General features: G+C 45.2%; 20 protein-coding genes. 1 reads left to right on the forward strand and 19 read right to left on the reverse strand.

The annotated features are described in order from the left end of the window. Positions 1-329 precede the first annotated feature (329 nt). Both pflA and pflB read right to left on the reverse strand, forming a co-directional pair. Positions 330-1058 (reverse strand): pyruvate formate-lyase-activating protein, encoded by a 729-nt coding sequence (gene pflA / locus ABHC48_RS08355; protein WP_195699518.1) that lies wholly within the window; start codon positions 1056-1058, stop codon positions 330-332. Positions 1059-1163: 105 nt separating this feature from the next. Next, on the reverse strand, positions 1164-3419 hold the full coding sequence (pflB, locus tag ABHC48_RS08360; RefSeq protein ID WP_173718182.1) for a formate C-acetyltransferase: 2256 nt from the start codon (positions 3417-3419) through the stop codon (positions 1164-1166). Between the two features lie 492 nt (positions 3420-3911). On the opposite strand from pflB, the gene ABHC48_RS08365 reads away from it, so the two are divergent. Beyond that, complete coding sequence (locus ABHC48_RS08365) at positions 3912-5303, forward strand: sodium-dependent transporter (protein ID WP_195699519.1); 1392 nt, start codon at positions 3912-3914, stop codon at positions 5301-5303. Between the two features lie 157 nt (positions 5304-5460). On the opposite strand, the gene ABHC48_RS08370 is transcribed toward ABHC48_RS08365, so the two are convergent. From ABHC48_RS08370 to ABHC48_RS08450, 17 genes are all read right to left on the reverse strand, one after another. Continuing rightward, entirely contained in the window at positions 5461-6150 is a 690-nt protein-coding gene (locus ABHC48_RS08370) for a YoaK family protein (protein WP_118578147.1), read from the reverse strand. A 156-nt stretch (positions 6151-6306) separates the two neighbouring features. Further along, positions 6307-6873 (reverse strand): Fe-S-containing hydro-lyase, encoded by a 567-nt coding sequence (locus ABHC48_RS08375; RefSeq protein ID WP_118578146.1) that lies wholly within the window; start codon positions 6871-6873, stop codon positions 6307-6309. A 2-nt stretch (positions 6874-6875) separates the two neighbouring features. Further along, complete coding sequence (locus ABHC48_RS08380; RefSeq protein WP_148461094.1) at positions 6876-7718, reverse strand: fumarate hydratase; 843 nt, start codon at positions 7716-7718, stop codon at positions 6876-6878. Positions 7719-7845: 127 nt separating this feature from the next. Then, a complete protein-coding gene (locus tag ABHC48_RS08385; RefSeq protein ID WP_118578144.1) occupies positions 7846-9459 on the reverse strand; it encodes an FAD-dependent oxidoreductase in 1614 nt (537 codons plus the stop codon). Between the two features lie 15 nt (positions 9460-9474). Next, on the reverse strand, positions 9475-10149 hold the full coding sequence (locus ABHC48_RS08390) for a 2Fe-2S iron-sulfur cluster-binding protein (protein ID WP_118578143.1): 675 nt from the start codon (positions 10147-10149) through the stop codon (positions 9475-9477). A gap of 32 nt (positions 10150-10181) precedes the next feature. Next, positions 10182-10514, reverse strand: coding sequence for a DUF3784 domain-containing protein (locus ABHC48_RS08395; protein WP_173716027.1), 333 nt, complete (start codon positions 10512-10514; stop codon positions 10182-10184). A gap of 39 nt (positions 10515-10553) precedes the next feature. Beyond that, a complete protein-coding gene (locus tag ABHC48_RS08400) occupies positions 10554-11408 on the reverse strand; it encodes an FAD/NAD(P)-binding protein (RefSeq protein ID WP_148461092.1) in 855 nt (284 codons plus the stop codon). Further along, on the reverse strand, positions 11408-12469 hold the full coding sequence (locus tag ABHC48_RS08405) for a 4Fe-4S dicluster domain-containing protein (protein ID WP_195699520.1): 1062 nt from the start codon (positions 12467-12469) through the stop codon (positions 11408-11410). Before ABHC48_RS08405 ends, ABHC48_RS08400 begins: the two co-directional genes overlap by 1 nt. Positions 12470-12472: 3 nt before the next feature. After that, on the reverse strand, positions 12473-13447 hold the full coding sequence (locus tag ABHC48_RS08410) for a 4Fe-4S dicluster domain-containing protein (RefSeq protein ID WP_195699521.1): 975 nt from the start codon (positions 13445-13447) through the stop codon (positions 12473-12475). Beyond that, the gene (locus ABHC48_RS08415; RefSeq protein WP_118578139.1) at positions 13435-13878 is read right to left on the reverse strand and encodes a hydrogenase iron-sulfur subunit; all 444 of its coding nucleotides are present in this window, start codon (positions 13876-13878) and stop codon (positions 13435-13437) included. The genes ABHC48_RS08410 and ABHC48_RS08415 overlap by 13 nt, the downstream gene beginning before the upstream one ends. Further along, positions 13869-15857 carry a CoB--CoM heterodisulfide reductase iron-sulfur subunit A family protein gene (locus ABHC48_RS08420; protein WP_173718187.1) on the reverse strand — a complete coding sequence of 663 codons (1989 nt, stop codon included), beginning with the start codon at positions 15855-15857 and terminating at the stop codon, positions 13869-13871. The genes ABHC48_RS08415 and ABHC48_RS08420 overlap by 10 nt, the downstream gene beginning before the upstream one ends. A 7-nt stretch (positions 15858-15864) precedes the next feature. After that, complete coding sequence (locus ABHC48_RS08425) at positions 15865-16266, reverse strand: 4Fe-4S dicluster domain-containing protein (RefSeq protein WP_118578137.1); 402 nt, start codon at positions 16264-16266, stop codon at positions 15865-15867. Continuing rightward, positions 16266-17060 carry a CoB--CoM heterodisulfide reductase iron-sulfur subunit B family protein gene (locus ABHC48_RS08430; RefSeq protein WP_118578136.1) on the reverse strand — a complete coding sequence of 265 codons (795 nt, stop codon included), beginning with the start codon at positions 17058-17060 and terminating at the stop codon, positions 16266-16268. The genes ABHC48_RS08425 and ABHC48_RS08430 overlap by 1 nt, the downstream gene beginning before the upstream one ends. A 288-nt stretch (positions 17061-17348) precedes the next feature. Next, entirely contained in the window at positions 17349-18296 is a 948-nt protein-coding gene (locus tag ABHC48_RS08435) for an L-lactate dehydrogenase (protein ID WP_118578135.1), read from the reverse strand. Between the two features lie 726 nt (positions 18297-19022). Then, complete coding sequence (pepT, locus tag ABHC48_RS08440; protein WP_195699522.1) at positions 19023-20240, reverse strand: peptidase T; 1218 nt, start codon at positions 20238-20240, stop codon at positions 19023-19025. A gap of 57 nt (positions 20241-20297) precedes the next feature. Next, a complete protein-coding gene (locus ABHC48_RS08445) occupies positions 20298-21809 on the reverse strand; it encodes a 4Fe-4S dicluster domain-containing protein (RefSeq protein WP_195699523.1) in 1512 nt (503 codons plus the stop codon). A gap of 362 nt (positions 21810-22171) precedes the next feature. After that, positions 22172-22963: a glycyl-radical enzyme activating protein gene (locus ABHC48_RS08450; protein ID WP_195699524.1), complete on the reverse strand. Its 792-nt coding sequence runs from the start codon at positions 22961-22963 to the stop codon at positions 22172-22174. Between the last annotated feature and the right edge of the window lie 43 nt (positions 22964-23006).

Below are 23006 nucleotides of genomic sequence, written 5' to 3' on the forward strand. Positions count from 1 at the left end.
TCCTAAATAACCTCAGTTCCAGCCGACACACAGCATTTGGGCAATGTGTATTACTCCAGCGAGCCATTTCAGGCGCGCTCTTAGCGTAAGCGAAATCCAGCGCTTACGGAGACTTATGCGTGAGGGCTCTCCCGAACGCATTAGTCGCAGTTAGCGATTAGTTCGCTGCAGCGTTGCGCCGGCGAGTGAGTAATACACATTGTCCAAATGCGTCCCTCCTGAAGAACTTTTAACCAACTAAATAGCAACTTAAAAGAGGCCATTGCGAACTCATTTCCAGTCCGCAACGGCCTCCCCTTAAGGAGTTTTATTTACTTTCTTTCACGCTCTTAAATCGCCCCAAGAATCCGTCTGGCATTATCAATCCTCTCCTGCGTAGGAGTTTTCACGCCCTCCAGCGGATAAGGAATCCCCAGCTTTTCCCATTTAAAAATGCCAAGAGTATGATACGGAAGAACTTCCACGCGCTCAACGTTTTTCAATGTATGGATAAAATCTGCCAGCTGATGCAGATACTCATCCTTATCACTTCCTCCCGGTACCAATACATGCCGGATCCAAACAGGCTTACCCATATCCGAAAGCTCACGGGCCATGGCAAGAATATTCGTATTGGTCTGCCCGGTAAGCTTCACATGCTCCTGCTCATTGATCTGCTTGATATCCAGAAGCAGAAGATCTGTATACTTCATCAGCTCCAGCCACTTAGAATGCCACGGCACCTTAGTCGTATAAGGATTTCCGCTGGTATCCAAAGTAGTATGGACTCCCGCTTCCTTTGCCTTACGGAAAAGCTCTGTGAGAAAATCCATCTGCAAAAGTGGTTCCCCGCCGCTCACCGTGATACCACCCTTATCTCCCCAGTAAGACTTAAACCGAAGTGCTGTCTTCAAAAGCTGATCCGTAGTGTACTCTTTTCCATCTGTCATATTCCAGGTATCCGGATTATGGCAGAACTGACAACGCATAGCACAGCCAGAAAGAAAAATCACATATCTCACTCCAGGTCCGTCCACAGACCCGAAGCTCTCCAGAGAATGAACATAGCCTTTTAACATTTCTAATTCCTTTGCATTCATATTTATAAAAAGGACATGCAACCTCTAACATATATTGTATTGCATGCCCTTTTGTTTCGCCGATACTATTTTAAAATATCAGACTTACATTCTGTCGTGGCAGGTTCTGGCAATAACATCCAACTGCTGCTCTCTTGTCAGATCGATAAACTTAACTGCATAACCGGAAACACGGATAGTGAAGTTTGCATACTCCTCTTTTTCCGGATGCTCCATAGCATCGATCAGTTTCTCTTTGCCAAATACATTTACGTTCAGGTGATGTGCACCCTGGTTGAAATATCCGTCCAGTACATGTACCAGATTATCTGTACGCTCTTCATCACTATGTCCAAGAGCTTCCGGATTAATGGTCTGTGTATTGGAAATTCCATCCAGTGCATCCTCATAGTCAAGCTTTGCAACAGAGTTCAGTGAAGCAAGAAGTCCGTTCTGCTCTGCTCCGTAAGATGGGTTTGCTCCAGGTGCCAGAGGCTCTCCAGCCTTTCTTCCATCCGGAAGAGCTCCGGTAGCTTTACCATAAACAACGTTAGAGGTAATGGTAAGAATAGAAGTGGTTGGCTTGGAATCACGGTAGGTATGGATGTGTTTCAGTTTATCCATGAAGGTGGAAAGCAGATTTCTTGCAATCTCATCTGCTCTGTCATCATCATTACCATAGCGTGGGAAATCACCCTCAACCTGGAAATCAGTGGTAATTCCATCCTCATCACGGATAGCTTTTACCTTCGCATACTTAATAGCAGACAGAGAATCTACTACATGTGAAAATCCAGCAATACCTGTTGCAAAAGAACGCTCAACCTTGGTATCGATAAGCGCCATCTCAGCTGCCTCATAGTAATATTTATCATGCATATAGTGGATCATGTTCAGAGTTCCTACATACAGATGAGCCAGCCAGTCCATCATCTGGTCATATTTCTGCATAACCTCATCATAATCAAGATACTCGGAAGTGATCGGCTTGTACTCCGGTCCTACCTGAGTCTTTAACTTCTCATCCACACCACCGTTGATCGCGTAAAGGAGGCATTTTGCAAGATTTGCACGAGCTCCAAAGAACTGCATTTCCTTACCAGTCTCAGTAGCAGATACACAGCAGCAGATGGAATAATCATCGCCCCATACCGGACGCATAACATCATCGTTCTCATACTGGATAGAACTTGTTGTAACAGAAATATTAGCAGCATATTTCTTGAAGTTTTCCGGCAGCTTGGAAGAATAAAGAACAGTAAGGTTTGGCTCCGGAGCCGGTCCCATATCCTCAAGAGTATGAAGGAAACGATAGTCATTCTTGGTAACCATATGGCGTCCGTCAACACCAATACCTGCAACCTCAAGAGTTGCCCATACCGGGTCACCGGAGAACAGCTGGTTGTAGGACTCAATTCTTGCAAATTTAACCATACGGAATTTCATTACCATGTGGTCAACAAGCTCCTGTGCCTCTTTCTCAGTGATCACGCCATTCTTAAGGTCTCTTTCAATATAGATATCAAGGAATGTGGAGATACGTCCAACACTCATTGCAGCACCATTCTGGGTCTTAATTGCTGCAAGATATCCAAAGTACAGCCACTGGAATGCCTCATGAGCATTCTTTGCAGGCTCTGAAATATCATAACCATAGACCTTTGCCATCTCTTTCATTCCTTTAAGAGCGCGGATCTGATCTGCGATTTCCTCACGAAGCTGGAAATCATAACGTCTCATACCCTGGCGGTCGCTGTCTGCAAAGTCTTTCTCCTTGCCTGCGATCAGAGCGTCAATACCGTACAGAGCCACACGTCTGTAATCGCCAACGATACGTCCACGTCCATAAGTATCCGGAAGTCCGGTAAGGATGTGGCTGTGACGTGCTCTTTTCATTTCTGGTGTATAAATGTCAAAAACGCCCTGGTTATGTGTTTTGAACTCATATTTTGTAAACATATCGTGGATCTGAGGATCTACCTTGTAGCCGTACATTTCGCATGCCTGCTCAGCCATTTTGATTCCGCCGTATGGCATAAATGCACGTTTCAGAGGCTTGTCTGTCTGAAGTCCTACAACCTTCTCAAGATCCTTCAGGTCTTCAGAAATATATCCTGGTCCGTATGCGGTCAGGCCTGTGACAACCTTTGTCTCCATGTCAAGCACACCATTGTTGGCACGCTCTGCTTTCTGCAGCTCCTGCAGCTTTCCCCACAGTTTGTCAGTAGCCTCGGTCGGGCCTTCCAGGAAAGAATCGTCTCCGTCATAAGGGGTATAATTGTGACGGATAAAATCACGAACGTTAATTTGTTCTTTCCAACGACTTCCTTCGAAGCCTTCCCACTGTGCAAAATCTTTCATTCTTGTACCTCTTTCTTTATTTTATAGTTCTCCGCGTATATTGAAGAATTGTTATTAGTTTAACGATTGTAGTATACGAGATTGTTATTTCTTAGTCAATCGGTTTGGGGAATGCTTTTAATAAAGTACAATTTATCTGGTAAAAAATGGATTTCCCTATATATAAGTCCTATATTATGTACTTTAATTCATTTTTCCATTTGTAAGTCCCATTTTCACTGTAGTAAATACAGAGAAATATTCTCGATATACTTTGTTAAATTTTATCAACTTAATTGAAGGGGGCTATCGCTTAACGAATGAATTTTCGTGAAGCTCTCGATGGTCTTATCTGTATCGCCATGTTCAATGCCATCGCGGAGCGTGTTGCTGTGAACGAAGTGGACAATAACTTATACTCCTTTCTGCTTGCTAAAAATTTAAGTATTTGTTTTACTATTATCTTGTCATATGTTATCCTATTCTTACAACATTAAGGGGGAAACAAATGTAATGGAAAAGAAATCAAACCATTTTTCAGGACAGCTTGGTTTTGTCCTGGCTGCAGCCGGAAGTGCTGTAGGAGTGGGAAATTTGTGGAGATTCCCATACCTTGCCGCAAAGGACGGAGGCGGCTTATTTTTAATTATCTACCTGATTCTGGTACTAACCTTCGGATTTGCCCTTCTCACCTCTGATATTGCGATCGGACGGCGTACACAGAAGAGTGCCATCGGAGCCTATACCCAGATGCGTCCCAGATGGAAGTTCCTGGGAATCCTTACCTTCCTTGTACCAGTGCTTATTATGACCTATTACGCGGTCATCGGCGGATGGATTACCAAATATGCGGTGGTATACATAACCGGTCAGGCACAGGCAGCTGCCGCAGATGACTATTTTACAGCCTTTATCACCTCTTCCACTTCACCGGTGATCTTCGCACTGCTTTTCATGGGGGTTACTGCTTTCATTGTATACAATGGCGTGGAAAAGGGGATTGAAAAAGTATCCAAATGGATGATGCCGGTCCTGCTAGTTCTGGTCGTAGTGATTGCAGTGTATTCTCTTACGATTTCACACACGGATGCTTCCGGTCAGCTTCGCACCGGCTTACAGGGATTTCTTTACTATCTGACGCCGGACCTTGAAGGACTGACTGTGCAGCGTTTTCTGCAGATTCTGCTGGATGCCATGAGCCAGCTGTTCTTTTCACTCAGTGTATCCATGGGAATTATGATCACCTACGGCTCCTATGTAAAACCTGAAGTGAACCTAAACAAGGCGATCCATCAGATTGAAATTTTTGACACAGGTGTTGCCTTTCTTGCAGGTGCCATGATCATCCCTGCAGTATATGTTTTTTCCGGCACTGAGGGAATGGGTGCCGGACCAAGCCTGATGTTTATTTCCCTGCCAAAGGTATTTTCTGCAATGGGAAAAGCTGGTACCTTCGTAGGAATCCTGTTTTTCGTAACTGCTATTTTTGCAACCTTGTCTTCCTGTATTTCCGTACTGGAATCTATTACCGCAAACTGCATGGAAATTTTTCATACCAGCCGTAAAAAAACAGTTCTTGTTTTATCTGTGATCTACCTTGCAGCTTCCGCAGTTATCGCTTTGGGATACAGTATTTTCTACGTGGAAGTGAAGCTTCCGAACGGTTCTGTAGGACAGCTTCTTGATATTATGGATTACATCAGCAACAGTGTTATGATGCCGTTTATTGCACTGCTTTCCACGATTCTCATCGGCTGGGTCGTAACGCCGGATTATGTGATTAGCGAAATGGAAAGAAGCGGGGATAAGTTCCGTAGGAAAAAATTGTACCGCGTCATGATCCGCTTTGTTGCACCGGTTATGATGTTTATTCTGTTTTTACAGTCTACAGGGATTTTATCTTAAACTGCAGAGCATGTTTGAGGAAGACTTTCTGCAAGATGTGCCTCACAATTTGTGAAAGATTATATTGTAAAAAAACATCCAGCCTGCCATCGTTATATGGAGACTGGATGTTTTTTATAATTTGTAATTGTAAAGATACTGAAGCTTTATTAATTTCTCACTGCCAGCGGTGTTCTGCCTCTTCGATTTCCTCAATAAACATTAAAAGGAAGCTGATGAGAAGCAGGATGCTGGATACCCAGATGGCTCTTTCGCCGTAAGCCATTGAAAGTCTGCCGCCAATTCCTGCGCCAATGGCAAACAGGAAAATAATGGCGAAGTAGCATAAGGCCTGACGAAGCAGGCGTGGCTTTCTTTCACGCATGTAAGCGGAAAGAGCGGCAGTGCCGCTTCTCAGATTTCCGATACACATGGTGCTGGCATAGGCATTTCCTTCAACCTTTCGGAAGGTCTGCACCTGAAGGGCGCAGGAGAAGGATACCAGGGTGGTGGCAAGCACGTTCAGGTTCCCTGGGATGAAGCCAACCAGAAACAGCAGGATGATCTCTACCAGAAGGATTCCCTGGCGCCAGTGAAGGCGTCTGGCATAGCGGAATTTTTCCTGAATGCGTTCCGCTAACAGAACTCCAAGAAAGAATGCGGTCAGGGGAATGAGATAATGCAATCCTGCTTTCACTTCGCCGTTCATAAACCGCTCACTCATCAGTACCACGTTTCCGGTCTGGGCGTTGGAGAAAACGCCATCGCGGGTAAAATAGGTATAGGCATCCTGAAATCCTCCTGACACTGCAAGGAATGCACTGTTTATGAATGCTTCTGAGGTCTGTACCCTTTTATGATGGTCCATAATAAGCTCCTTCTTTCGTCTTTCGTATACATATCTTCAGATTATAGAATAAATAATGCTTTCTGTAAACATCTATTTTGATATGTGGAGTATATATATCTTATATGCCTGGAGCGTATTTGAAAAAGACTTTCTGCAGGATTTCCGTCACAATTATTAGTTTTCTTTATGCGCTTCCAGATACTCTTTTCTTCCCTCTTCATAAAGATTGTTGCCTTCGCTGTCAATAATGACTACAAGGGGCATATCTTCTACGTAAAGCTTACGGAGAGCTTCTGCGCCCAGATCCTCGTATGCGATAAGCTCCGCTTTTTTGATACATTTGGCAAGAAGGGCGCCGGCACCGCCGATGGCTCCGAAGTAAACACCGTGATATTTTTTCATGGCTTCTACTACTTCAGGCAGACGCGCTCCTTTGCCGATCATTCCGCGGGCTCCTACAGACATCATGGTTGGTGCGTAGGCATCCATACGGCCGCTGGTAGTTGGTCCGGCAGATCCGATGACCTGACCTGGTTTTGCAGGAGTTGGTCCTACATAATAAATAGTTGCATCTGTTGGATCAAAAGGAATCTTTTCGCCTTTTGCAAGAGCCTCACACATACGCTTGTGACCTGCGTCACGGGATGTGTAGATGGTTCCGGTAAGGAGAACCTGATCTCCTGCGTGAAGGGTTTTTGCCAGTTCTTCCGTCAGAGGCAGTGTAATATGTCTTCTTTCCATGATCAGATCACCTCCGTTTTGTGGCGGGTAACGTGGCAGTTGATGTTGACTGCACATGGCATTCCCGCAATGTGAGTAGGCATTGTCTCAATATTCAGACCGATGGCTGTGGTCTTTCCGCCAAAGCCCTGTGGTCCGATTCCAAGCTTGTTTACTTTCTCCAGCATTTCATCTTCCAGCTCTGCATAGAATGGATCCGGATTGTGGGAATCCAGAGGACGCATCAGTGCCTTCTTTGCAAGAAGAGCACATTTGTCAAAGGTTCCACCGATTCCAACCCCTACAACCATCGGAGGGCATGGATTCGGGCCTGCTGTCTCAACGACTTCCAGAATGAAATCTTTGATTCCCTGAAGTCCTGCAGATGGCTTGAACATACGGATCATACTCATATTCTCACTTCCGAAGCCTTTCGGGCCCACTGTGATCTTCACTTTATCGCCAGGAACGATTTCTGTATAAATCATAGCCGGTGTATTGTCTCCTGTGTTTCCACGACGTACAGGATCTTTTACAACAGATTTGCGAAGATATCCGTTTGTATATCCGCGGCGTACACCTTCATTGATGGCATCAGTAAGATCTCCGCCAACAAAGTGCACATCCTGTCCGATTTCCAGGAACACACATGCCATTCCTGTATCCTGACAGATCGGTACATTTTCGTTATCTGCAATATCAAAATTCTCAATAATATTGTCAAGAATACCCTTGGCAATCTCTCCGTCTTCGCATGCGCGGCATGTTTTGATAGCGCATTTTACGTCTTCCGGAAGATGTTCGTTTGCTTCGATACAGAGTTTTTCGATGACGTCTGTAAGTCTGCTTACTTCTACTTCACGCATTTTGGTAAGCTCCCTTCTTTCATTTCTGGCATACCGCCAAAAGGCGACATATCCTTTTACATTATATAAAAAGCTTCCGATACCGGCAATTTAACGGTACCGGAAGTTCTTTTTAACTATCTGGTTATTATCTCTGCTCATGACGGGCATAGTTTGGAAGCAGTAACGGAGATACTTTATCGGTCTCTGCTCCTGCTGCTTTTAACTCTTTCTCATATGCGTAAATATGATCCAGGTTCATTTCTCCAAGCTCTACCTCTTTGCATTTTGCAGCTGCCTTTTTACCGGCATTTCTTCCGAATACGATTACGTCCAGAAGAGAGTTACCCATCAGTCTGTTTCTTCCATGGATTCCGCCTGCAGCTTCTCCTGCAACCAGAAGGTTCGGGATTTCTTTGGTAAATCCGTCTCCATCGATTTCCAGACCACCGTTCTGGTAGTGAAGAGTAGGATAGATCACGATCGGCACTTTTCTCATGTCAACGCCGTAGTTCATGTACATACGGAACATTGCCGGGATTCTCTTCTCAATAGTTCCCTCTCCTCCAAGGATCTCAATCATCGGAGTATCCAGCCATACACCTTTCAGTCCGCCAGGAACCTCTACGCCACGACCTTCCTCACACTCACGGATAACACCGGAAGCATTGACGTCACGGGTTTCCAGAGGGTGAATATAGGCTTCTCCGTTTGCATTTACAAGCTGCGCGCCAACGGAACGAACTTTCTCTGTTACCAGTGCGCCAAGGATCTGGGACGGATAAATGGCACCAGTTGGATGGTACTGGATGGAATCCTGATAAAGAAGGGAAGCACCTGCTCTGTAACCAAGTACAAGACCATCTGCGGTTGCGCCGTAGTGGTTAGAGGTAGGGAATCCCTGATAGTGCATTCTTCCTGCTCCGCCGGTTGCAATGACAACTGTTTTTGCTCTTGCGACGGAGTAATCGCCGGTTTCCATGTTAAGAAGAACAGCACCTGCTGTCTGTCCTTTTTCATCTTTCAGAAGCTCCACAGCGGAAGTAAATTCTACTACCGGAATGCCAAGGTTCAGAACCTCGTCACGGATAGTACGCATGATTTCAGATCCGGAATAATCCTTTGCAGCATGCATTCTCTTTCTGGAGGTTCCGCCACCGTGTGTGGTGATCATGGTTCCATCGTCTTCTTTATCGAACTCAACGCCAAGATCGTTCAGCCATTTAATTGCATCCGGAGCTTCCATTACAAGTCTCTTTACCAGCTCTGGCTTTGCAGCAAAATGTCCGCCGCCGAAGCAGTCCAGATAATGCTGTACAGGAGAATCGTTTTCTTTGTCAGCTGCCTGGATTCCGCCTTCTGCCATCATGGTGTTGGCATCACCGATACGAAGCTTGGTCACGATCATAACGTTGGCACCTGCATTGTGTGCTTCGATGGCACAGGAGGAGCCTGCACCGCCGCCGCCGATTACAAGTACATCTACATCATAATCGATTTTGTTAAGGTCAATTTTTTCATTCAGAAGACGGCTTTCGGAGTGAAGCATTTCTGCCAGCTCCAGCGGTGCCTTCTGTCCTTTGTTTGGTCCTACTTTGATTTCTGCAAATGCATCCGGGTTATAGTCTGGATGGAATTTCTTAAGAAGAGCATCTTTCTCATCAGCGCTCAGACGTCTTGGCTCTGTTGCCATACGCTGTGCTCTTGTAGCCTCTACCTTTTTGATGGATTCCATCATATTTTCTGGATATGGTGCGTACATGTTTTTATGCCCTCCTTATTTCTCAATTTCTCTGTTGTTATAAAGTTCTTCCATGTCTGTGATCGGTTTCTGCATGATCTGCTCGATCAGATCATCGTATTTGCCTTCATGGATCTCTTCTACACGTTTTTCAAGATGCTCACTCTTAGGAGCAATGTATTTTCCTGTGAGACGTCTTGCAAGAAGACCTACCATCGGGTGAGAGATACCTGCCGGACATCTTACGGAACAGCATCCGCAGCTTACGCAGTCAAAGGATTCTTCTGCACATTTCTCAAGCTCGCCTCTCTGTGCATATGCGATGTACTGCATTACATTTAAGCCCTGGGTACATGCTTTTGTACATGCGTTACAGCCGATACAGCTGTAAATTTCCGGGTAGAGCTCCATCATGACCTGCTGGTTTGGCTGAAGGTCTTCGATGTTGTAGAGTCTCTTGTCTGTAGGGAAGAACGGGATGCTTGCTACATACATGCCTTCCTGTACCTGCGTCTGACAGGCAAGACAGGTTTTCAGTTCGTTGTCGCCTTTGATTCTGTAGATTGTGGCGCAGGCGCCGCAGAAGCCGTGACGGCAGCCGCAGCCGCGTTTTAAAGTGTATCCGGCATATTCCATGGCCGTCATAATGGTCAGGTCAGCTGGTACGGTGTATTTTTTACCGAAGAAATATACGTTTACCATATTTTCCATTTTGGGAGTTCCTTTCTTCTGATTGTCTAACTCTATCTCTTACAAATTGTGTTACTCAGGATAATAATAATTACAACATCTATGACAATTAAAACTAATAGCACATAAACAAAACTGGATGGCAAAAAGCTTTCAAATAGTCCGGTTATCAGAAGGAGAATAGCGATCACGCCCATTCCAATTCCGTATACACGGCACAGCTTTTTCTCATCATATCTGGCTTTCTCTTCTTTTGAAGCAGTGTTATAGCCAGAAATAAATTTGCTGCCATGACCACTTAGTAAAGCAATGGTCAAAATTACAAAGACAGCAAAGACGCCCCAGAGTATCCAGTCTGATCCATGAGCTGTATCTGCCAATGTCATAAAAATCCCCCTTGTATTTACTGAAACTTTTGGGTTTACTTAGTACTCGTCAGGTAACTGGTCAATCTCGTCCATTCTAAATACCGGTCCGTCTTTGCAGACATATTTAGATCCAATGTTGCAGCGTCCGCATTTACCAATACCGCACTTCATGCGAAGCTCCAGTGTTGTGTAAACCTGGGTTCTTGTAAATCCAAGCTCCTCAAGGCCCTGAAGTACGAATTTGATCATGATCGGCGGTCCGCAGACTAATGCGACTTTGTTGGTGTCGAAGCCGATTTCTTTCAGATAGGTTGGTACGAAACCAACATGTCCGTCCCAGCCTTCCTGCTCACGGTCGATGGTCAGGTAGACGTTTACGTCTTTTGCATTCATCCACACTTCCTGGATTTCTTTTAATTTTACAAGATCATCTGCGGAACGGGAACCGTAGAGAATATCTACAGTGCCATAGTCATCGCGATTGTCAAGAACGTAGTTGATTACGGAACGAAGTGGTGCAAGACCGATACCACCGGCGATAAACAGAAGATTTTTCCCCTTCAGCTTATCCTCTACTGGAAAATGGTTTCCATATGGTCCACGAACTGTGATCTCATCTCCCACCTGAAGGCTGTGAAGATAAGAGGTCAGCTCACCACATTTCTTAATACTGAATTCCTGATACTCTTTATTCGTAGGTGAGGAAGTAATGGAAAACATACCTTCGCTTACACCTGGGGCGCAGACCATGGCACACTGACCAGGCATATGTTCAAAAAGCTTTCCTCCATCCGGTGCTGTTACACAGAATGTTTTTACATCCGGAGTCTCCTCATGAATATTTGTGATCACACCAACCTGTGGAATCAGAGTATCCAGAGTATAATTTTTATGACAAGTACACTCGCTCATTACTTTTCACCTCCATGCTTTTCAAAAGCCTTAATCACCTTCACGATATTTAAAGATGACGGACATTTTTCCACGCAGCGGCCACAGCCTACACAGGAGTACATACCGTTGTTATTAGCAGGGAAATATACAAGCTTGTGCATAAATCTCTGACGGAATCTCTGCAGCTGGCTGGTACGGTTATTTCCGTGAGCCATCATTGTGAAATCGGAATACATACAGGAATCCCAGCAACGGTAACGCTTTACACCGTGTCCTGTGTCGTAATCCTTGATGTCATAGCACTGGCAAGTCGGACATACAAAGGTACAGGTTCCGCATGCCAGGCATGGTTTATATAAAGTCTCCCAGACAGGAGAATTAAACTTCGCATCTGTAGCATTTCCATCCCATCCTTCCAGGGAAAGATGTGTATATGGAAGCTTTTCTACAATGTTATGGATTGCTTCTTTTTCAGCATCCACTTTTGCCTGATCGCCGTCAGCCGGGGTAAGAAGTTCTTTTACAGCTTCTGTAAGAGCCTCTCCTTTTTCCGTAAGGGCTTTCCAGTAAAGGCTTCCCTCCACCATCCAGGCTGCTACATCGGCAATTCCTTTTCCATCGGCGTCTGCTTCCGGATCTGCTGCATCTGTTCCAAAAACCTTACAGAAACAGGATTCCTCCGGCTCATGACAAGCCATGGCAACGATGGTTCCATGGTCTCTTCTTGCTGCATAGAAGGTATCAACAGGATCAGCAAGAAAAACCTTATCCAGAACTGCAACACCTTTTACATCGCAGGCCTTCATGCCAAATACAACAAACGGACGACTTCTCAGCTCTTCCGGCTCTACGGTCAGCTTCTTTCCATCACGAACACAGGTGTAAAGTGTTTCGCTCTGTGGGAAAAAGGCGTCTTTGCCGGATTTTACGGTTTTCAAGGTCTCAAGGTCTGCCTCTTCTTCTTCATTCCAAAGGCCGAAGTTGGTCTGTCCTGCCTTTTTGATCGGAAGGATCAGATCTTGGCTTTCTGCGATTTTCCGGAATAATGCTTCCAGATTTTCTTTTTCAATCTTATACATACATTATCCCCTTTCTGCCACTACACCTGGCTCTACATCATCAAATGTAAAGCTGGTCAGCGGGCCTTTTGACTCAGCATCTGCTCCTGCCTGATATTCGCCGTAGAAGGTATCAATATCTTTGATAAATTTACGGTTAAACAGGTGAAGCGGAATCCCCTGCGGGCAGACACGGCTGCACTCACCGCAGTCTGTACATCTTCCTGCAACGTGGAATGCACGGATAATGTGGAACATTTTTTCTTCAAAGGAATCCACATTTGCCTTCTGCGCACTGTCAAACTTGGTGCTGTCGAATACACATTTACGACAGCTGCAGGCTGGACATGCATTGCGGCATGCATTACAGCGGATACATTTACTGAGCTCCTTCTGGAAAAATGCGAAACGCTCTTCCGGGCTCATTTTCTCAATTTTCTCCACTTCTGCGAAACGGTCTGCATCCTTTGTATCCTTGGATTCGCCGATGATCTCATCATAGATCATATGCTCTTTTCCTTTGCATACATGGCAGCGCTCCATCATTGCATCCTTGTAAGCAACTGTTTTGTCACCGTAGATTGTGGAAACGTTAAGTGTTTCACAATCATCGGTAAGCTCAGCGCCGGAAATGCTCTGGATTCCCTTGATGCCCATTTTACGAAGCTTCTCCACATCCAGCTTGCCTTTACAGCCAACACCGATAATGTAGGCTTTTTCACGGTCTACACGGTGTTCCTTGATCAGCTGGTTAAAGCTGTAGGTATCACAAGGCTTCAGACAGACAAGAGTTTTTCCCTCTAATTTGGAAGCCTCGATCATCATTTTACTTAAGTTCTGTCCGCAGAAACCATTATAGACAAATTCGTCCAGGCTTTCAGCGGTTTCGAAATATGCTGCTTCCGGATTGTAAGGCAGGTCTCCGGCTTTCCAGCCAAGAACACGTGCTACGGTTCCATCAGCCAGCAGTTCTTTTGCACGAGCGATCAGTTCCTGCATCTTAAATCCTCCAATCTGACGTTTTTACCCAGAGAATGGATTTTTTCCACAAATTCATTCATGGTCTGGGAGAATTTTACACCTTCTGCGGCAGATACCCACTCAACACGGGTACGGCCATTTTCCACACCAATGAAGTCCAGCATGGAAAAAAGAAGTGTCATACGTCTTCTCGCATAATAGTTTCCGGTTGTGTAGTGGCAGTCTCCCGGATGGCAGCCGCACATGATCACACCATCAGCACCTTTTTCAAAGGCACGGAGGATGAACATTGGATTTACACGGCAGGAGCATGGTACACGAATGATCTTTACATCAGCCGGATAAGAAAGACGGCTGCTTCCTGCAAGGTCTGCGCCTGCGTAGCTGCACCAGTTACAGCAGAATGCCACGATCTTCGGTCTGAATTCTTCTTTTGCTTCTATCGACATATTGCATCTACCTCCGCTAAAATCTGTCTGTTGGAGAATCCCTGGAGATCCATTGCTCCGGACGGGCAGGTTACGGTACATGCACCACAGCCCTGGCAAAGAGCATTGTTTACAACAGCAATTCTTCTTGTCTCACGGATTCCGTGGTCATTTACCTGTTTTTCCTCATAGGAAATCGCACCATACGGACACACATTTGCACACTGGGAGCATCCGTTGCAAAGAAGCTCGTCAGAATGTGCGGTACATGGGTTGGTGGTCAGCTTGTCTTTTGCAAGAAGGCCGATTGCCTTCACTGCTGCTGCGCCAGCCTGTGCAACTGTCTCCGGAATATCCTTTGGTCCCTGGCAGACACCGGAAAGGAAAATACCAGCTGTAGGGGACTCTACCGGACGAAGCTTTGCATGTGCTTCTGTGAGGAAATTGTTGGTATCAATACTTGCGGTAAGCATAGTTGCAATTTTTCTTACATCCTTGTTTGGCTCGATGGCAGCTGCAAGAACTACCATATCAGCCTCCATAAGAATCTGTTTATTTTCAAGCAGGTCAGAAGCCTGAACCATAAGAGTTCCATCTGGCTGTGGGATTACCTTTCCAACCTGGCCTTTTACATAATTTACACCGTAGTCTTCAACAGCTCTTCTGTAGAACTCATCGAAGTTTTTGCCTGGAGTACGAACGTCAATGTAGAAAACAGTTACATTTGTATCCGGGTATTTGTCACGGATCAGCATTGCATGTTTTGCAGTGTACATACAGCAGATCTTGGAGCAGTAGCTCTTTCCTCTTTCATCAGAGCAACGGCTTCCCACACACTGTACAAATACAATGTTTTTCGGAGCTTTTCCATCGGAAAGTCTCTCAAGATGCCCCTTTGTAGGTCCTGCTGCATTCATGATACGCTCAAGCTCAAGAGAGGTGATAACGTCCTTACTCTGGCTGTAAGCGTACTCATCATATTTATCCAGCGGAATCACGTCAAAACCGGTTGCAACCACGATTGCACCATATTTCTGTGTAACGATCTCATCCTTCTGCTCATAATCAATTGCACCTGCGGCACAAACCTTGGAGCAGACACCGCATTTTCCGGTTTTAAATTTGGTACAATGCTCGCGGTCGATTACCGGAACATTTGGGATAGCCTGAGCGAACGGAATGTAGATAGCACTTCTGTTATTCAGACCGCGGTTAAATTCGTTTGGATTTTTCTTGGACGGACATTTCTCAGAACAAACGCCGCATCCGGTACATTTGCTCATATCCACGCTTCTTGCTTTCTTGCGGATATCAACGGTGAAGTCACCTACAAAGCCGCTTACCTTCTCAACTTCACTGTATGTATAGATGTTGATTTTCTCATGTGCTGCTGCCTCTACCATTTTCGGTGTAAGGATACATGCAGAGCAGTCCAGAGTTGGGAAGGTCTTGTCCAGCTGGGACATTCTTCCACCGATACTTGGAAGCTTCTCCACAATATCAACCTCATAACCAGCCTCTGCAATGTCAAGGGCTGACTGGATTCCGGCAATACCTCCGCCGATTACAAGAGCACGTTTGGTTACAAGGCTCTCGCCTGGCTGAAGAGGAGCATCCAGATTTACTTTTGCGATTGCGGCTCTTGCAAGGATCACTGCCTTTAAGGTAGCCTCTTCCATATCCTTGTGGATCCAGGAGCAATGCTCACGGATATTGGCAATCTCTACCATATATGGGTTTAATCCCGCTTTCTGTGCTGCCTTTCTAAAGGTAGCCTCATGCATACGCGGGGAACAGGAACAGACTACGATTCCTGTCAGATTTTTTTCATGGATGGCGTTAATGATCTTGGCCTGTCCTGCTTCGGAGCACATGTACTGATAATCTTCCGCATGAACAACGCCTGGCTCTTTTGCTGCCATCTCTACTACTTTTTTTACATCAACTGTGGCTGCAATATTGGTACCACAATGACATACGAATACACCTATTCTCTGCACCTGTTTTTCACCTCCTGTATCTTCTGAATGCACTTACCAGCAGCTGCTGCGGTGTGTCTTCATCAAGCAGCTCCGGAATTTCGTCTGCGGTCAGATAGTTCTGCCCACGCTCGCGGACAACCAGCTGTCTGGCTGCGTCGATCAGTTTTCCCGGTTTAACATCTCTTGGACAGCGTTCTACACATGCAAAGCAGGAGAGGCATTTCCATAAGGATTTTGACTGTGCAAGAGCTTCAATGTCGCCGTTCTGTACATAAGTTACAAACTGGTGAGGCTTGATATCCATCTCGTTAAATGCAGGACAGGTTGCGGAGCATTTGCCGCATTTCATACATTTCAGGGGATTTACTCCGGAAATTTCTTTGATTCGCTCTGCTGCATTCTGGGTATTTCCATATGTATAAGCCATTACTTCGCCACCTCCTCTTTTACTCCGAGAGCTTCTGCAAGAAGTTCTGTAAAATAGTAAACAGGAAGATCGCCGTTTCCGTTCTTTTTCAGGTTATACATGCAAAGTGGACAGGCTGTGATCAGCATATCTGCTTCAAAGCCCTTTGCACTGTCCATGATCTTTTCACACATATTCTGTGCCATTTCTTTTTCTTTCAGGGAAATGTAGCCGCCGCAGCACTCATTGCGGTATGGGTATACCACAGGCTCTGCGCCAAGGGCACGGATGAAGTCTTCCATAATGGTGGGATTCTCCGGATTATCAAATGCCATGATCTTTCCTGGTCTTAAAAGAAGGCAGCCATAATATGCACCGATTTTTTTGCCAGTTAAAGGATTTACCACTTTCTTTTTGATCTCATCAAATCCAACTTCATCACGGAGTACTTCCAGATAATGAAGGACATTTGTCTCTCCTTCATATGGAGTATCCAGTTTCAGATAATTATTTGCTCTGGTGCGGATGTCGTCCACGTTTTTCATGTCGTCGTTCACACGTTTGAGCACATGATGACAGGCTGAACAGACTGTGATCAGATCCTGTCCTTTTTCTTTTGCGTCATTTAAAGCCCGGACGGAAGAAAGTTTGGTGGCAATCTCATCGCTGCCAAGAGGATATACGCCGCCGCAGCACTGCCAGTCTTCTATCTCTTCCATTTCGAAGCCCAGTGCTTTTGCAGAAGCTCTGGCATAGGCATCCAGATCTTTTGCCTTATTCTTCAGGGTACATCCTGGATAATAACTGTACTTCATGCTTCTTGTTCCTTTCTTGTCACTGTTCACTAAATGTGCTTTTCTAAATTCACATATGTAAACAGCAGCTATTTGGGTTGCTTTCGCAAAGTGGAACCCGACTTACCGCTTTCCACGATAGAAGCCGGGGATGTCTTTGCTGGTATAGTTGAATGTAATGCTTCGATTCTGCACTTGAAATTATTTTTTTCTTTACAAAATGCACTCTACAAAGCTAAGGTGAAAAATTACTGTTTCTTCCGTTCACATCTGTCTGCTTCGCGGAATAATATCTGGGAACAATAACTTTTAAAGCTCAATCTGTGCGATTACTTCCTTCAGGGCATCGGCACTCTTCTTCAGCAATGCAATTTCCTCTTTATTCATACGCATCTGAACTTTTCCCTGTGTTCCATTTGGTCCTACAAGAGTAAGGGTACTCAGGCACACATCTTCGATTCCATACTCACCGTGAAGCATGGAGGATACAGTTGCAAGGGAATCGGAAGCTGCCAGGATCAGACCTACCAGCTGGCAAACAGTAGCAGATACTGCGTAGAAGGTTGCGCCTTTCTTTGCAATAACTTTTCCGCCGGATTTCTGTACATATTCCAGCATGGCTTCTTTATCCAGAGGTTTCACATCCTTGCCGTGAGCTTTCATTTCTTCATAATACTCATCTGTGCTGAGACCGGAAATGTAAGCGCCTGTCCATGGAATGAAGGAGGTGTCTCCGTGCTCGCCAAAAACATAAGCGTGGATATTTCCCTGGGCTACTTTGAAGTGCTCGGAAAGTCCATAGCGAAGTCTTGCTGTATCAAGAATAGTTCCGGATCCCATGATCTGATTCTCCGGAAGACCGGAAATCTTGGTAAATACATAGGTCATAATATCTACCGGGTTGCTTACGATAATATACTTTGCGTCTGGAGCTTCTTTTACGATCTGAGGAGTGATGCTCTTCAGAATGTTTACGTTTGTCTGAGTAAGCTCAATTCGTGTCTGTCCTGGTTTACGGGCGATTCCGGAAGTAATGATCACGATGTCTGAATCTTTGGCATCTGCGTAATCTCCGGCCACCAGAGATACAGGGCTTCTAAAGCAGGTTCCCTGCTCAATGTCCATAACCTCTCCTTCAACCTTCTCCTTGTTGATGTCGATCAGAACAATCTCGGAAGCGATCTCATCGTGTGCCAGTGTGTAAGCGATAGTGGAGCCAACGCTTCCAGCTCCGATAATGGTAATTTTGCTGCTCATAAAAAACTCCTTTCATGGGGTTGTGGGATTGTGTCAACTTTTCCCTCTGTTTTGTTACTTTTCCGTGGGATTGGTTGGTTTTCCCTGTGTGATGTCCTTTGTTTCTTGTTTATTTTTTAACAATCACAGTTAGAAAAAAAGCGGGTAAAAACTTTATTTTCTGCCTTGTGACATGGCCTAAACCAGAAACACAGAGAATTTTCTTCCTGTTTTCCTGGTTCAAGTCATGTCACTATGTGTTTCTTGACAAACAATTCTCAACAAAAGGACTTTTCCCTCTTCGTCTCCGCATAAAATATTGGTTTTCTCCGCTCTCATTAAGATACCACAATGACAATCTTTTAACAACTATTTTTTTTAATTTTTATCATTATTTTGGGGCTTCTACATATTGCATAAATATAGGGGCTCTGTTTTGTATGATTTTATGTAAGTTACTTCTGTAAATCCCATTGTCCCCAGATTGGCGTCTCCCTTTTTCAGATATGCATTAATTTCCTTATTATTTACAATTTCCTGGTACTTCAAGTAGATCAGTTCTCCTTTTTAGCTTGTTTCTCAGGATAATTATAAGGGGAAAAAAGCATGTTGTTGTCTTAGCCATGTAAAATTTTGTTTAAATTTTGAGAAGAAGAAAGCACCTGTCGGTTACGATTCGACAGATGCTTTTTTCTAAAGCATGTTTAAAAAATTATATATCTCACCAATGCTTTTTTCCTACCCGAATCAGCAGGCGTACAGATTCACAATATTCTTCAGATTCTCCACCGCATAATCCATTCCTTCAACGGTAATGTGTTCGCATGGACCGTGGAATGCATATCCGCCAGTTCCAAGGTTCGGACAGGGCAGTCCCATGAAGGAAAGCCTTGCGCCATCTGTGCCGCCGCGGATTGCAACTGTCTTAGGATTCAGCCCGGACTGCTGGACGGCTTTCTTGGCGTTATCGATCAGGTGCATGCAAGGCTCGATCTTCTCTTTCATGTTGCGGTACTGTTCTTTGATGGTGAGGGTTACGGTACCTTCGCCGTATTTCTCGTTGAGAAGCTTGACGATATGTCTCATCAGCTCCTGGCGGCAGGCGAACATGGCGCTGTCGTGGTCACGGATAATGTAGTCAAGGCTTGCAGAAGACACATCTCCGCTCATTTCACAGAGATGGAAAAATCCCTCATACTCTTCTGTGTTCGCTGGGGTATCTCCTGCCGGAAGCATGTTATTGAACTCCATGGCAACCAGGGCTGCATTGATCATGGTGTTCTTACTGCTGCCCGGGTGTACAGAAAAGCCTTTGATCTTTACTTTCGCACCTGCGGCATTGAAGTTCTCATACTCGATCTCATTCTCCGCACCGCCATCTACAGTATAGGCAAAATCTGCTCCAAAGTCTTCTACATCGAAGAAGTCTGCGCCGCGGCCCACTTCTTCATCCGGGGTAAAGCCGATACAGATTTTTCCATGAGGAATGTTCTCTGTGATCACCTGCTCTGCCATAGTCATGATCTCAGCCACACCAGCCTTGTCATCTGCACCAAGAAGGGTGCTTCCGTCGGTGGTGATCAGGGTTCTTCCTTTTAAAGATGCCAGATGTGGGAAATCTTTCAAGGTAAGAGCATATTCACTGTCTCCCAACTTTACATCACCGCCGTCGTACTCCGGGATGATCTGTGGATTTACGTTTTCTCCGGAGAAATCAGGTGCTGTGTCCATATGTGCGATAAAGCCAATGGCTGGTTTCTCTTCCAAGCCTTCTGTAGCCGGGATCACGCCATAAACATAGCACTTGTCATCAATGCGCACGTCCTGAACCCCTATTTTTTTCAGTTCCTCTGCCAGCTGGTTTCCCAGGTCAAACTGACGGCTGGTGGATGGCACGTTCTCCTGCTCATCCTCGCTTGTGGTATATACTTTCACATAATTTAATAAACGTTCGTATGCACGCATTTTTGCTTTTCTCCTTCTCATGTATTCTTTATTTTCAAGCAGCTCGGCTAAATAATTTTACAGCTCTTCCAGTTTCTCCAGTTCCCCGCCAAATGAAGTATCCATACATTCTTCAAAAGACGCTTCCTTCTTCATCTTCTCCAGTGCCACTCCCGCCTTCTTTACAGTCTGCACCGTTCCGGCACCTGCTATGCAGCCGCCAGGACACGCCATGCCTTCCAGCAGATATCCGTTGTATTTCCCTGCTTTGGCTGCCATCAGCATCTTTTTACACTCCTGAAGTCCGTTAGCACTGACTATCTTCACCTCGCGATCCGGATCCATTCGCTTTACAGCTTTCACAACTGCGGCTGCCACACCGCCGCTAACAGCGAAGCCACGACCGTCACTACTGGCCTGGGTAAGAGGCTCTTCCTCCGGAAGGCTGGCGAAATCAACATCCTTAGCATCAAACATGCCTTTCACCTCTTCAAAGGTGAGAACGAAGTCCACATAGCTTCGAACCGACTTACGGCTTGCCTCCAGCTTCTTGGCTGCACATGGTCCTACAAACACGATCTTGCAGTCTGGCTCTTCCTGCTTCAGAAGTCTGGCAGTCAGTACCATGGGAGTAAGCGCCATGGAAATGCAGTTGGCAAGCTGTGGAACCGTCTTTTTTGCCATAACAGACCATGCCGGGCAACAGGAGGTTCCCATAAACGGAATTTTCTCTGGCACTTCCTTCATGAAGTCCTTAGCCTCCTCAATGGTACAAAGATCTGCACCCACAGCCACTTCCTTAATATCCGTAAATCCAAGCGCCTTAAAAGCTCCCCGAAGCTGGGTATTCTTCAATTCCGGTTCAAACTGACCTGCCACAGCCGGCGCTACAATGGCATAAACTGGTGTATCACTTTTTAATGCCATAATGGTCTGATAAATCTGTCCCTTATCTACAATGGCACTGAACGGACAGCTTACCAGGCACATTCCACAGGAAACACACTTGTCATAGTCGATCTCTGCTCTTCCATACTCGTCTGAATGGATGGCATTCATTCCACAGGCCTTGGCACACGGACGCTCCTGCTTGATAATGGCATTATATGGACAGGATTCCAGACACTTTCCACATTTGATGCATTTCTCCTGATCGATCACAGACCGCCCGTTTTCCATGTGGATAGCCTGCTTGGGACAGACCTCCTGACAAGGATGTTCCAGACAGCCCTGGCAGCCCTCTGTGACAATCACACGCTTCTCCGGACAGGAGTTGCAGGCGAATTTAATAATATTGATAAGGGGCGGCTCATAATATTTCTCTTCGATCAAGCTGGCTTCTACGCCCTTGGAAATTGGCGCATGCTCGGAAATGTTTCGAAGAGGCAGTCCCATTGCCACACGCAGTCTCTCTCCTACGATAGCTCTTTCCAGAAAAATACTGTCACGATATGTTGCAATCTCTCCTGGAAGAATTTTGTACGGAAGATCATCCATCTCTTTCTCAATGTCGCCCTCATAGGCAAGACGAGCAATCTCAGTAAAAATCTGGTGTCTGATTTTTGTCTTTGATGAGTATAGTCCTCTCATTCTTTTTCTCCTTATGCTGTAGTATTTTGCACCAGCCAGATTTTACCGCAATCAATCTAACTGTCTTTATAAAGTTTTCTTTCTCCGCTTTTTTAAATAGTTGATATAAATTCATCAAGTATTTATTATACCACCTATCATACAAAAAAATTATAATTTAAGCAAATCTTTTTCCAATTTTTTTCCTGAAGCATGTATGAAAAAGGCTTTCTTTTAGTGTGTTAAAAGTTGTTCAAATGTGTCCCTCCTGAAGAACTTTTCACCCTCCCAACACATTAAATAAGAAATGCGCGCAAAAAAAGACACTGTACAGATTTCTCCACACAATGTCTTTCTTCAAAATTTTCACATAAAATATTATTTCATCCACCTATCTGGCAATCCAGATCACAGACAGAATGTACTGCTTTTTTCAAAAGTTCCATATGCTCTGGTTCTGGAGGAAGTATCTCCGGCAGCTTGTATTCTCTTCCAAGCCAGTCGTACTTATCCTGTCCCAGACGGTGATAAGGAAGAAGGTGAATCTTCTTCACACCTGGCAATGTAGATGCAAAGGAAGCAATAGACTTGATTTCCTCCACACTGTCATTGAACGTTGGAACGACAGGTACACGAATCACCAGATTGGTCTGGCCAGAAAGAGCTACCTTTCTGGCGTTCTCCAGAGCCAGTCCATTGGGCTTGCCTGTAAACTGCTTATGCTTCTCCTGATTGGTATGCTTGATATCCATCAGGTAAGTATCCAGATAAGGCAGTACCATCTCTATATTTTTCCAGGGAACACAAGCCATACTCTCGATAGCTGTATTAATTCCACGCTCTTTCGCTGCGCGAAGAAGGTCACGGGCAAATTCCGGCTGGCAAAGACATTCACCACCGGAAAGTGTCATTCCACCGCCGGAGCGGTAGTAATATGGACGATCCTTCTCTACCAGTTCGATCATCTCGCAGACCGTTACGTCTCGTCCCATGGTCTTCACGCCGTCTGGAGTTTTCATTGTCTGGATCTTATATTCCTGGGATTCCGGATTGCAGCACCACTGGCATCTGAGCACACAGCCTTTCAAAAACACAATGGTACGGATTCCAGGACCGTCATGGATGGAATAGCGCTGGACGTCGAAAATACGTCCTGTAGTGTCTAAATATTCCATAGATTTCTCCATTATACGGAAGTGCCAGCAGACTTCTCTTAAC

The organism is Ruminococcus sp. 1001136sp1 (assembly GCF_039841815.1).
Lineage (GTDB): Bacteria > Bacillota > Clostridia > Lachnospirales > Lachnospiraceae > Blautia_A > Blautia_A faecis.